This is a genomic window from Paenibacillus sp. J22R3 (assembly GCF_056269305.1).
On sequence record NZ_JBWDNS010000011.1, the window covers coordinates 40055 to 52818 of the forward strand.

14 protein-coding genes are annotated in these 12764 nt (G+C 47.2%); 3 read left to right on the forward strand and 11 right to left on the reverse strand.

The window, feature by feature from the left end; translation table 11 throughout:
• Position 1: 1 nt before the first annotated feature.
• The 7 genes from AC0YN4_RS29590 to AC0YN4_RS29620 all read right to left on the reverse strand — a co-directional run bounded on the left by AC0YN4_RS29590 (position 2) and on the right by AC0YN4_RS29620 (position 7516).
• Positions 2 to 484 (reverse strand): DUF2975 domain-containing protein, encoded by a 483-nt coding sequence (locus AC0YN4_RS29590; RefSeq protein WP_475837476.1) that lies wholly within the window; start codon positions 482 to 484, stop codon positions 2 to 4.
• A gap of 174 nt (positions 485 to 658) precedes the next feature.
• Entirely contained in the window at positions 659 to 1189 is a 531-nt protein-coding gene (locus AC0YN4_RS29595) for a GNAT family N-acetyltransferase (RefSeq protein WP_475837477.1), read from the reverse strand.
• Between the two features lie 25 nt (positions 1190 to 1214).
• On the reverse strand, positions 1215 to 2042 hold the full coding sequence (locus AC0YN4_RS29600; protein ID WP_475837478.1) for a class I SAM-dependent methyltransferase: 828 nt from the start codon (positions 2040 to 2042) through the stop codon (positions 1215 to 1217).
• A gap of 219 nt (positions 2043 to 2261) precedes the next feature.
• On the reverse strand, positions 2262 to 3767 hold the full coding sequence (locus AC0YN4_RS29605; protein ID WP_475837479.1) for a malate:quinone oxidoreductase: 1506 nt from the start codon (positions 3765 to 3767) through the stop codon (positions 2262 to 2264).
• Positions 3768 to 4159: 392 nt separating this feature from the next.
• Positions 4160 to 5140 carry an aldo/keto reductase gene (locus AC0YN4_RS29610; RefSeq protein ID WP_475784533.1) on the reverse strand — a complete coding sequence of 327 codons (981 nt, stop codon included), beginning with the start codon at positions 5138 to 5140 and terminating at the stop codon, positions 4160 to 4162.
• 131 nt (positions 5141 to 5271) lie between these two features.
• Positions 5272 to 6450, reverse strand: a complete 1179-nt coding sequence (locus AC0YN4_RS29615) for a sugar efflux transporter (protein WP_475837480.1) — start codon at positions 6448 to 6450, stop codon at positions 5272 to 5274.
• A 172-nt stretch (positions 6451 to 6622) separates the two neighbouring features.
• Entirely contained in the window at positions 6623 to 7516 is an 894-nt protein-coding gene (locus tag AC0YN4_RS29620; RefSeq protein ID WP_475784535.1) for an AraC family transcriptional regulator, read from the reverse strand.
• A gap of 168 nt (positions 7517 to 7684) precedes the next feature.
• Between AC0YN4_RS29620 and AC0YN4_RS29625 the strand changes: the two genes are divergently transcribed.
• From AC0YN4_RS29625 to AC0YN4_RS29635, 3 genes are all read left to right on the forward strand, one after another.
• Positions 7685 to 8536: an aldo/keto reductase gene (locus tag AC0YN4_RS29625; protein WP_475837481.1), complete on the forward strand. Its 852-nt coding sequence runs from the start codon at positions 7685 to 7687 to the stop codon at positions 8534 to 8536.
• 14 nt (positions 8537 to 8550) lie between these two features.
• Positions 8551 to 9012 carry a DinB family protein gene (locus AC0YN4_RS29630; RefSeq protein WP_475784537.1) on the forward strand — a complete coding sequence of 154 codons (462 nt, stop codon included), beginning with the start codon at positions 8551 to 8553 and terminating at the stop codon, positions 9010 to 9012.
• Between the two features lie 143 nt (positions 9013 to 9155).
• Entirely contained in the window at positions 9156 to 10007 is an 852-nt protein-coding gene (locus AC0YN4_RS29635; RefSeq protein WP_475837482.1) for a nicotianamine synthase family protein, read from the forward strand.
• Between the two features lie 9 nt (positions 10008 to 10016).
• Here AC0YN4_RS29635 and AC0YN4_RS29640 read toward each other — a convergent pair whose 3' ends face one another.
• From AC0YN4_RS29640 to AC0YN4_RS29655, 4 genes are all read right to left on the reverse strand, one after another.
• Positions 10017 to 10307, reverse strand: coding sequence for a DUF3817 domain-containing protein (locus AC0YN4_RS29640; RefSeq protein ID WP_090980738.1), 291 nt, complete (start codon positions 10305 to 10307; stop codon positions 10017 to 10019).
• Positions 10308 to 10412: 105 nt separating this feature from the next.
• A complete protein-coding gene (locus AC0YN4_RS29645) occupies positions 10413 to 10754 on the reverse strand; it encodes a hypothetical protein (RefSeq protein WP_475784539.1) in 342 nt (113 codons plus the stop codon).
• Between the two features lie 36 nt (positions 10755 to 10790).
• Positions 10791 to 11609 (reverse strand): GNAT family N-acetyltransferase, encoded by an 819-nt coding sequence (locus AC0YN4_RS29650; RefSeq protein WP_475784540.1) that lies wholly within the window; start codon positions 11607 to 11609, stop codon positions 10791 to 10793.
• Positions 11610 to 11643: 34 nt separating this feature from the next.
• Positions 11644 to 12570 (reverse strand): aminoglycoside phosphotransferase family protein, encoded by a 927-nt coding sequence (locus AC0YN4_RS29655; RefSeq protein WP_475837483.1) that lies wholly within the window; start codon positions 12568 to 12570, stop codon positions 11644 to 11646.
• Positions 12571 to 12764: the final 194 nt, after the last annotated feature.

The following is a 12764-nucleotide window of genomic DNA, read 5'->3' on the forward strand; positions in this document are numbered from 1 at the left end:
CTCAGACCGTTAGGTCGTTTTCTGATTTGATATCTATGGCATTTCTCAGCAGCTTCTGAAGAACCGCCGCGAAGACCGCAATGACGAGCGAAGCAAAGATAAACACCAGCCCGATTAGAATAACACCCGGGGAATCGTCTCTCTCTGCCAAGAGGTAGAAAAGAGGCATACCTAGTACAAACAAGGCACTGATCACGAGCGCGCAAGTTTTGATATTCTTCAAAGCAGTAACAGCGAAATCCGAGAAAGCCTCGTTCTTGTCAATGTAACCTAAAAGTTTGAAAGCTTGATACAGCGCAATATAGAAGGGAATCACCGTTGCATACAGATCAATACACACAAAATATTTCAGATACGTATGATCCGGATATAATTCTGCAAGATAATTCGCGATCTCAGGGATTACAAATATGCACATAGCCAGAACCGGAATGCCAATCAGAAAAACAGTTACCTTTAAGAAGAGGGTTGAACCTCGTTCCATGACATGCACCTCATTTTCGTTATTCTCCACTTGAATTTATCACATAATTTATCGTTTTGCAATAAATTTAAATCGTTAAACACACTATTTATGTTGTTTTACCGAAAATAAAAAGGCCGCCAACAACCGTCCGGCAGCCTCCATTAGAATTCCCCTTGCTCGCGATTATGAGTGCTAAAGCTTCTTAACCATATGGATATCATGAGGTTCTTTTTCAAACAGTTCCTTATCCACCTCTAACGTAAGAAGCGAGCCGCAGCTGGAATAGAACTTTACCGCGGACTCCGTTTCGGTCGATGATATATAGAGAAACTCGGCCCCTCTTGCGATGGCTTCATTACTTAGTAAATCCAAGATACGCCTGCCGATGCCTTGCCTCCGGTAGTTCCGTGTAACATACATCAGATCGACCTGCAGCTGCTTGTTGTCCGGACCTCTGAATGGATGAGCTAAGACACCGAATCCAACGAGTTTATCTTGATCATACGCGCCAAATGCTGCTCCGCCGCTTAGAAGTTCATATTCATAGCGAGAAATGATTGCTAAGTAATCGTCTTCTCCCCAATTGGGACATTCATGTTCCGATCTAATCTCATCAAGCGTGCCGTCCTTGCATGTATAGATCACATGGATGGTTTCCGAACGGTCAATGTCTCGTATGGACGTTGCATCTTCGAGTTTCATTTGTTTGAACGTAATCATCATTCGTTGCCTCCTAAGTGGAATGAAACTAGATACGCGCCTTGGTGCCGCAAGCCATCACAAAGTTCAGCATAGCATAAGCCTCAGACGAAGTATTCAGCTTCTCAGAGGCATGTTTCATGTGGTCCAGTTCTTCCTGAGTAATAACGCCATTCTGGTACAAACCCATGAATCGTCTGCTATCAAACTGATACCGGAAGCCGTCTATACCAAGTAGATCGCTATGCTGGAGAATCGAATCCATATCCACATCCGTAAAATCGGCTTGTTTCAATAGCCTCGGCAGGCTTCTGCCGATCAACCGATTCCCGCCATTGGAAGCCACATAGTCTGCAACCTTCTGCAATACGGACGGCAGCATAGGTAAGTTGGGATGCAGCGCGCCAAATATCCCATCATCGACATCAATGATGGCAAGCTTTCCCCCCGGCTTCAGCACACGAGAGATTTCTCTGGCCGCTGCCAGTGGATCTTTCAAATGGAGGAAGAGCAGTCTTGCAATAACGAAATCATAGGAATTGTCCGGCAGCCCAGTATCATAGACAGAGGCACGGACAAACTCCAATTGCGTTGCAAATTGTGGATCTATTCGATTACGGGCTTCGTTCAAGAGTGCCGGGTCAACCTCCAAAGCGGTAATTACACTGTGGGGCAACTGTCCGACTAGCTGTTCCGTATAGAAACCAGGGCCGCTGCCCACTTCCAGTATCCGCATTCCGTCCCGTAAGCCAAACCATTGCAAGTTACGAAACTCTTTCTCCCACCCCATCAATACTTGTACCTGTAAACGAGCCAGCTCATCTGTGTAACCCAGCACTGCCTTCTCAATATGGTAAGTAGAATTTCGCTCGATCATATATACCTCCGGGAGCACCACTGTGATAGTGGATGTAAATTACCATTCATATAGGCAATGATACTTTACATTTATATCCTAAAAAAGAGAAAGATGCTCTTCTGCAATTTCTTATTTACACTCAGCTCTGCATTCCACTGCAGCCACTCGCATTTCACTAACCGCGAATACTAATGAAAAAAGCAGCCGAACTATCTCGGCTGCTTCATATCTATCCTTTTAGTGCGTTGCCTGCAGCGATACCTTCTCGCTCAGTCCAAGCGCCCGCGCTGTTGAAAGCTGATGTTGACGGATCAACTCCGGGTTCTTCAGCAGGGACACGCCGTAAGAAGGAATCATTTCTTTGATCTTCGGCTCCCACTCGTTGATATGTGTAGGGAAGCATTTCTTGATGACTTCAAGCATAACGGAGACTGCCGTGGAAGCACCCGGAGATGCACCAAGCAATGCTGCAATGGAGCCGTCAGCGGCGCTGATTACTTCCGTACCGAATTGAAGCGTTCCTTTGCCGGCCGCAGTATCTTTAATAATTTGTACGCGCTGGCCTGCTACTAGTAATTCCCAATCCGCGCTGTTTGCATTCGGAACGAATTCCCGCAATGCTTCCATGCGTTTTTCTTTGGATAGCATAACTTGCTTAATCAGGTAGGTGGTCAAGGAAACGTTCTTCACGCCAGCTGCCATCATGGTAACGAGGTTATGCCCTTTAACGGAAGACGACAAATCGAACATCGAACCGAATTTCAAGAACTTCGGTGAGAACCCGGCAAACGGTCCGAAGAACAGAGACTCTTTCTTCTCGATGACCCGTGTATCCAGATGCGGAACCGACATCGGAGGCGCGCCGACCGGAGCTTGTCCGTAGACTTTCGCGCGATGCTGCGCGACGACTTCCGGGTTCTGACACACCATGAAGAGTCCGCTTACCGGGAATCCGCCAATCCCTTTTCCTTCCGGAATACCGGATTTCTGCAGCAAATGCAGACTTCCGCCGCCACCGCCGATGAAGACGAACTTCGCTGATTGACGTTCTACCTTACCGGACTCAACATCGCGCACTTTCAGCTCCCAAGTGCCGTCTGACGCACGTTTGATATCATCCACGTTATGGTTGAATTTAATATCGACGTTCTCGCTCTTCAGGTGATTAAACAAGATGCGCGTTAAAGCGCCAAAGTTAACATCTGTACCCGATTCGATTCTTGTAGCTGCGATAGGTTGATTGACATTCCGGTCTTTCATCATCAGCGGAATCCATTCCTTCAGCTTCGCCGGATCTTCGGAATATTCCATCCCGTCAAACAGTGGATTGTGCTCCAATGCTTTAAACCGTTTCCTCAGAAAGTTTACGTCTTGTTCCCCTTGAACAAAACTCATATGAGGCACGGGTACGATAAAGTCCTGTGGATTACGAATCAAATTGCTGTTCACCAGATAAGACCAGAACTGTCTCGAAAGCTGGTATTCTTCATTCACTTTAATAGCTTTGCTGATATCTATGGACCCGTCCGGTTTCTCGACAGTGTAGTTAAGTTCGCAAAGTGAAGAATGTCCTGTTCCTGCATTATTCCATTCGTTTGAGCTTTCCTCACCAGCGGTTGCGCGTCGCTCGAGCACCGTAATGTTCCAATCCGGCATCAATTCTTTAAGCAGCGAACCTAAGGTAGCACTCATGATTCCGGCACCGATTAAGATAACGTCTGTATTCGTTTGTCTGTTGCTCATGTTTACCGTCCTTCTACTCTACGATTTGCAGAAAGGATGTGAGCGTTCCTGCTAAAGCGCCACAGCAAGCCAGGGTAAAACCTTATCACACATCTTTTCCGGTCATTTTTCTCTCTCCTAGTGTATCACTATTATTTAGAGATTAAAATAATTGGGACCAATAATCCTTTACAAATTCGTGTACCAATTACACCTAACATATCCTTTATTCCACTATGCTGGCCGTTAGAGGTAAAAACTAACAGGACTCATACCTTTATTAGTTTAACCATTTCTTCCTATCAAATAACAAAGCCAAATCTCTCCAAAGCCGGCGATTTAAATAAATATCATGGGTTGCAAAAAAAGGAGCCCGCTGCGGCTCCTTTTCGTGTCGAAGATCGATCGAATTCCTAAACTGCGCCTACCACCGGATGGGGAACATACGGCTCCTCCAGCGAAGCGATTTCTTCACTTGTCAGCACAATTGACAGAGCGGCTACCGGATCTTCGAGATGAGCTAACTTCGTTGCTCCGATAATCGGTGCAGCTACCGGCTGTTTCTGCAATAACCAGGCCAGTGCGATCTGTGCACGAGGTACGCCTCGTTGTTCTGCAATTGCCGCAACGCGATCGACTATCAATCGATCTGCATCTGCAGTTGCATCGTATTTCCATTTCTGAACTTGATCGGTTTCGGAGCGATGAGTCGTTTCCGACCAATCACGCGTCAATCGTCCTGATGCAAGCGGGCTATACGGAATGACACCGATTTTCTCTGCTCTGCAAAGCGGCAGCATCTCCCGCTCCTCTTCACGGTACAGAAGGTTCAAATGATTCTGCATCGACACAAACCGGGTCCATCGGTTGGTCTCCGCTACATGTAACGCCTTAAGAAATTGCCAGGCATACATCGCAGAAGCTCCGATGTATCTTGCCTTTCCCGCTTTTACAACGTCATGCAGAGCTTCCATCGTCTCTTCAATAGGCGTATTGTAGTCCCAACGGTGAATCTGGTACAGGTCCACATAGTCGGTTCCCAATCGCTTCAGACTCTTATCAATTTCACTCATAATAGCCTTGCGCGAAAGTCCGGCACCATTGGGTCCTTCATGCATGCGAAAATGAACCTTCGTCGCCAGCACAATTTCATCGCGATTGGCATATTCCTTAAGTGCCCGTCCCACAATTTCCTCGCTTGTTCCATCTGCATAAACATTCGCCGTATCGAAGAAATTAATACCAAGCTCGAGCGCTTTCTTAATAATGGGACGACTGTTCTCTTCATCAAGAATCCACGGATGCGTCCATCGCTCAGCAACGCCAAAGCTCATACAACCAAGACAAAGCCGAGAAACATCGAGTCCCGTATTGCCAAGTTTCACATATTCCATCTTATTCACCACTTCCCTGAAATTTGGGATTCATCACATGTAGTTTACTCCAATTGTGCTCCGGCTGCATTTATCCGATATTATCACATTAGGAGTTAAACTGTAACATTATTACATATTTGCGAACAGCGTTACACCAAACTTCTCCGGCTTCTCATTAAGATAAAGAGCGAGACAATCAATACGGCCAGACAGACCAAGTATACGTCGCGAAACCCAGCATACTGAGCAATGATTCCGCCGCCTAAATTTCCGAGCAGCCTTCCCAGAATGGACCCGTTGTAATACAAAGTAGTGGACATTCCCGGTGAATTCGGAAGCAGCTCCGAGAAATAGCTTAGTCCGTTGCCCATTACGATAGCCACGAATGACGCTTGTAATAGCTGTGCCGCAATGAGCTGCCAGGTATCGTTAGAAACACTCAATATGCTGTAGTACAGGATTGCAATAAAGCAGGCGATAATCATTAAGGAATGGTTCGAAATCTTACTCCCCAATGCGCCAAGCGCAAGCATGATGGGAATCTCCAAGCCCGCACAAATGCTTACGACTACTCCCACATTTGCATGAGTGCCATGTAGCTCGTTTACGATAAACAATGGTGTAACAATCCCATTTATGGCATTAACCGCAAATAGTAAAATGAAAGCAAGGAGCGGAATCCAGAGCTGCCTGCGGCCAAGCGGAGCTGCGTCTGCATGGGATCTCTTAGGGGAAATGACGCTCTTATTCGGCAGAAAGAGAAACACTAATGAAGCAATTGCAAAGAAAATGGTCGATGTCCCCAGGAAGAGTCCTTTATATCCGACAACGCCTAAAATTACAGTTCCGACTAAGGGTCCAATCAGGAATCCCAGTGATACCAGCGAACGTAACGTAGACATTGCAAAAGTCTTATCGTCGAAGCTGCTCTCATTGGCCGATTCCTGAGCGTAAGCATACATTTGCGGCATCGCAGCTGCCCCCAAGCCACTGAAGAAACTAACGATAATAAGCAGAATCATATAGTTATCGAACAGTAAGTAGGACGAGTACCCCAGAGCAGATGAAACCGCGGCAAAGATGATAATCCATTTGCGGTCCAGCCTTTGATCCGAATGTTTACCGATAAACGAATTCGCTACCACGCCGCTTAATGAACTTACCGCCGTCAACACGCCGAATAATCCCGCGCTCATACCCAATTCTTCCGTACAATACAGCGCTAAGTATGGCAGCGTTATGGATATCCCAATGCCGACCATCAGCACACAAATGACGAATAAACCATATCCCTTGATTGCATGTAAATTTCTGAGTCGTGTGTACAAGGCGAAGTGATCCTCCTTCATTATCCCGTTAACCTCTACTTATTATGAAGCAATGAGCTACCGACCGTTATCCCATTCGTCTCGAATCCTTGCCTAATCCTTTCACCTTGGAGTCAACTTCATCACAGAAAAACCTTCCATCATCACATGGAAGGTCTCGATTTATGCCCATTTATGTTTTCAGACGTTTAATATCTTGTCTTGGAGGAAAACCGAACATGCGGGAGTATTCGCGGCTGAATTGCGAGGGGCTCTCGTAGCCCACTCGAAATGCCACGTCAGTAGCATCTTCCGATTCGGTTAACAGGAGTCGGCGGGCTTCTTGAAGCCTGAGATGTTTCTGAAATTGAATCGGGCTCAGGGCGGTTACTTCTTTGAAATGCCGATGGAACGATGAAATACTCATATTCGCGATTTCCGCAAGCTCCTCAATCCGGAAAGCACGATCATATTGGTTCATAATCTGATCAATAACCGCTTTAATTTGTAGGGTTGAGCTGCCTTCCATAGCAATTTGCCCCAGCATCCCGCCGTTCTCTCCTTGAAGTACTTTGTAGATGATCTCCTTCGTAAATAATGGAGCCAGAACGGGGATATCTTGGGGACGATCCACTAAACGGGCTAACCTGATGATCGCATCCATCAATGACGTTTCCATCTGACTGACAACTATAGCTCTCTTCGGATTTTCTATTGGCAGTACATGAACATCCGACTCACGTAGAACCTCTAAGATTTGGCTCGGTGTGAACTCAAGCTTGAAGCCCAAATAGGGAGCATCCGGAGCGGCTTCGGTTACTTGGGTGGTCACGGGCAAATGGACGGATACAACCAGGTAATCGGAAGGAGAATATCGGTAGAGATCATGTGCAAGATATACTTCCTTCGCTCCTTGCACCACCATACATAAAGATGGCTTATAAACGCCATGCTTCGACTCAAATGCATGCGAGAGACGCATGAAATACAGTGACGGAACAGCAGTCGGATGAACGCCATCTGTTACGGCGTGGCGCTCAATGATAGTAACGAGTTCATTTTGTTGTAAAGTCATCATTTCAGACATTGGATCCCCCCGGTCGGACATTTCTATAGCTCGATTATAGTCCATCTTCGTTGGCCGCATAAGTGGTGCTGAGAGGATTAGGCAAAGATTCGAGACGAATGGGATAACGAACTCAAATCCATCTGTTACATACTAATGAAAACGAGCTTCTACACGGGAGGATTATTTATGCACAACGTGATCTTAAACAACGGTGTTGAGATGCCTATACTTGGTTTTGGTGTTTTTCAGATTGCAGATCCAACCGAGTGTGAACAAAGCGTGTATGACGCTATTATGGCAGGCTATCGGATGATTGATACAGCTGCCTCCTATCAGAATGAAGAAGCCGTCGGCAAAGGGATTAAGCGGAGCGGCGTGGCAAGAGAGGAAATATTCATCACTACGAAGCTGTGGGTTCAGGATACCGGCTACGAACGCACGAAGAAAGCGTTCGACAGGTCGCTCAAGAGATTGCAAGTAGAGTACTTGGATTTGTATTTAATTCATCAGCCGTACGGCGATGTGTATGGCTCATGGCGCGCTATGGAGGAACTCTATCGTGAAGGAAAAGTTCGTGCCATCGGCGTTAGCAATTTCCACATGGATCGTCTGCTCGATTTGATGCTGCATAATGAAGTCGCTCCTGCCGTAAACCAGGTTGAGACGCATCCGTTCAATCAACAACAGGACAGCGCAGCCTTCATGAAAGAGCATCATGTTCAGATCGAATCCTGGGCACCTTTTGCCGAAGGAAAAAATAACTTGTTCCAGAACGCGGAACTGGCAGCCATAGCCGAGAAGCATAATAAATCCGTCGCTCAAGTGGTCCTGCGTTGGCTGGTCCAAAGGGATGTCGTTGTCATTCCAAAGTCTGTTCGTAAAGATAGAATGGCCGAGAACATCAACATCTTTGATTTTGAACTACACCAGGAGGATATGGAGTCAATTGCTGCGTTAGATACGAATCAGAGCCTGTTCTTCTCTCATCGCGATCCCGCAATGGTACAATGGTTAGGTACAAGAAAACTTGATATCTAACGGAGGTCGAATTCATGCAAACGATTCGAAATATGTTCGCGCATATGGATTGGGCAAACCGCCAGCTGCTTGAGGCGTTACAAGCTGCGCCGAAGGATGAAGCGAATAAGGCAATGCTTCTGTTTCTGCACGTGCTTCAGGCGGAGCGCATCTGGCTGACTCGGCTGCGCGGCGAGAGCAGTGAAGGAATCGTGCTGTGGGTAGACGATGCGGATTCGCTCGACTGTGCAGCACTGATCGAAGCGAACGGAAGTGGCTATGATGCTTTGCTCAGCGCCATGCCCGAAGAGCAGCTGGACACGCTTGTAGCGTATCGAAGCCAGGCGGGAGCACCGTTTGAGACATCGACTCGGGACATTCTGACCCATGCCGCCCTGCATGGTCAGTACCACCGCGGCCAGATCAACACCATGCTCCGCCAGAGTGGGGCTCAGCCCCAGCCAGTGGATTACATCCTATTCGCGAGACTCAGCTAGCGATGAAATAGAACTCCTATAGAACGAGAAGGGCTGCCAATTGGCAGCCCTTCTTATTTTGAACTAGCGATTACTAAATAGTTAATAGATCGAATATATTGGGTTCAGGATAAGGTAATGAAATGGATTGGAGGTAGTCGCTTATGGAATATTCTATAGCCACATCATCTAAGCGAATCACAGATTTGATCACCATTGTAAAGGAGACGTATGATGTCCTTCACCGAGAGTCGGATCTGTCGCCTTCAAATTCCAAGATCACGAGAATGATCTCTAATCTGTCAGAGGTTATCAGGCAACCCTACACATCGGATGAAATCCGATATGTTATTGGGAATGCAGACATAGCAGCTCTGAAGACAGGTTTGCTTGACAAGCTATCTGAAGCCGAGTACCAGATGGAGTTGTTCGACTCCCGTCACCTCTGCAATCAGCTCTATTTCGGGGTAGACAGCCTGTTCCAATATAAGAACTGGAGGAAATATGAAAGTCTTGTCGGTGAGGAGATTAAGCAACTCGGCAGGCTCAGTCGGCCGGAAGACGCCTCTGCGCCTATCGTCTTCGTGGGAAGCGGACCTTTACCGCTTAGTGCTGTGCTGCTTCATCTGCGATGGAATGTGAACGTCTGCTGTCTGGATATCGATCCGGACGCCTGCGAGGCTGCACGGTTGTTGATGGAACGACTCGACCTAAGCGATAACGTGCAAATTGTACTGGGAGACGGTGCAGCGTTCGATTATGCTTCGTATCGGCACGTGTTTATTGCAAGTCTTGTATCGCGGAAGGACGATGTGCTTGAGCAAATCCGCCGTACGAATACGGACACCTTGGTGGCAATACGTACAGCGGAAGGTATACGCCAACTGATGTATGAAGCAGTCAATGAGGAAGCCATGGCCGCCGCCGGTTGGCAACTGCTTGGCCTTACATCGCCAATGGTAGACACCGTCATCAATTCAACTCTGTTCTACCGTCTGGATTCGCGGTGTAATTAAGCAACCCTACTATTTCCGCAGCAAGCGGCGGTCCAGCAAGAAATTGCCGAGCGGGAGAAAGGCAGCGCCTAACGCGAATAGCACGTTGACCAGAGACCAACGATGAACGAACGTCACATGTGCGACCGCAATCAGATAAAGCCCGAAGAACAATCCATGCAACGAGCCGACAATGCTCACGGCTTCCGGCAGATCAGCGGCATACTTGAGTGGCATAGCGATGCAGAGCAGGACGATGTAAGAGAGCCCTTCCAAGAGGGTAATAATTCGCAAACGGCCCATTGATGTAGTGAACTGCATGAACTTCGACCTCCTAGTTCGCCCCGATCCGGGACGAGATTCTCTATTCAGTATACAGGGGTGTCCCGGTCCTGCCCAATGAACATATTGTTACATGCCGCATCATTAACTAAAAGCAAAGATTCTAAATTGTGCCATGAGGTAAACAGTAATAAGTACATTGATTGCGAGTATAAAGATTGCACTCAGATTAACGGAATATTTCCCAACGATCTGACGGTACACAAAGGAAAGCAAGGTCATAATCACACCGTATCCAATGGGGACAACGAAACTATAAAACATTTTTTCGGTTTCACCAATGTCACCCGGCGAGGCATCAGCTGCTGTGAAACGCCCCATTGCGATCCATATTCTTATAATCCAGTAAAATACAAATGATAGGGTCGATAAGCCTACCAGATAGACTGCATAACCGAGTACACTAAGGCTTAGTCTATTCTTCAAACCTTGACCTCCCAATCTATTCCCTTGTTAGCCTAATCACCCGTGATAGCTGTAATAATCCTGTGCATGTACCACTTTGAATCCAACCGATTCATACAACCTTAAAGCATGGTCATTCTTCGTTTCGACTTCCAAATGTACCGAATATCCGGCCGCACGTTGCTCATGGATAACTCGGCGTAGTACTTTGCTGCCTATCCCTTTGCCTTGGTGTTCGGGTAGAATGGCAAATCCATAAATCCATGCTTGCCCCTCTTCGCGACTCACTCGGATTTTCCCTACTGTCTCTTCATTAACGCCAATCATGAATACATCGGTGTTACCCGCATAAACGCGACTTTCCATCGCATGGGCATCTGCTTCGTCATCTCCGAACGCCTGCACGGATATGCGTACACGCATTTCGTAATCTTCCGGCGTCGCTGGCCTCAGTATAATGCCGTCCGTTTCGCCAAGCGGCTTATCCTGCCACTCCATTTGATGCTCCGAGAATGCATACTCGGCGCCTTGTTTTCTCAAGAATGCTTTTGCCGCATCTGATCCCGCAGGCGCATTCAACAAGATTCTCTTGAATCCGTTCTGCTGGACCTTCTCCATCGCATGCCGGAACAAGCGCTGGAAATGCCCCTTCCGCCGTTCACTCGGTTTCACCATGCCGCATACTTCGACCGTTGAGCCAAAAGCATACAAACCAACGAACGCTATAAGCTGTTCATTATCATAATGAAACAAATCGAGTCGGTCTGATTCGCGTCCTCTAAGCATCTCCCAGTTGAGCTTCAGCTGTGCATGATCATGAGCTTCACACTCGATCTGCAATTGTTCGATATCCAGTAATTGTCCAGTCGTTAGCATATTTATCTCCTTTGCGTTTCTGTTCGATCAGATATCACTTATTCAAGCTTAGAAGGAAGTTACGCGTCGATTGATAGGCATCGTTCCAGCCCATTTTGGCATAGAAGCGAAGCCCATCCATACCTTTAAAATAATACGCACCCAGCAATCTCTCCTTGAAATCCGGAATTACAATTCCGGCTTGCTCTTGGTAATCCTGATAAGCTTGAACCACTTCAAGCCCCGGCATATGCCTATCCAGTATCGCGAGATCTACAAGGAAATCGCCGTAGGCGCAGTTACCGTCTATGATCCCGGTAATGCACTTGCCGTCCGATAAGATGTTCCACTGGTGAAAATCCCCATGAATAAAATGACGATACGGCTCATTGTAGACCGAATACGTCATTAACCGGCTGTAGCATTCGTCAAACACCTCTTTCTCCAAGCAGGTCGTTTGAAAGAGGTCATACCAGTTCTCCCAGAAGTTCCCCGTCTGATCCTCCGAGAACACATCAACCAAATAGTCCTTCCACGTCTGATACGTTCCGTCTCCCGTAGGTGTAATCCACCCATATCCGCTTGTTGAGCCCAGCTCGACATGGTTAATACGAGTCAAAATCTGTATCAACTCCGGAAGTTGGTTACGTTGCTGCTCCTCGGTGCAATCTGCGAGATTGCCGCCCTCTATTCGATCTATGATTACATATCCCAAATGCCCGACTTTCCCTTGCCCCAGAATCCTTGGAAAAGGTATTCCCTGACTAGATAACAGGTTCGAGATGTAACGATCCGTTTCGTATGCCCCTGCCATGTCGCTGAATTTAATGACATGACCTCTTCCTGCATGTATAAAGGAGAACACGCTGCTCAGGTTGCCTCCTGACATCGGCGTGATCTCTGTCACGGCTGATCCCAGATGAGCGATCAATACATCCTCTATCTCGGCGATAGATAGATTCGGTTTTTCGTATGCAGTCATAATTACAACCTCCGATCAATTTTTCATCTGTATTTTTCGTTTGAATTAGCCTTCTATATGATTCGCAACGCTCGGATCATTTCCTCTCCATGACCAGCATGGGCTACTTCGAATGCCCGAGTTGCTCCCCTCTGTCACATGATTATCGGCTTCAGAATCATATGCCCGAACAGAAGTAGGTGCTTTCTCCTGCC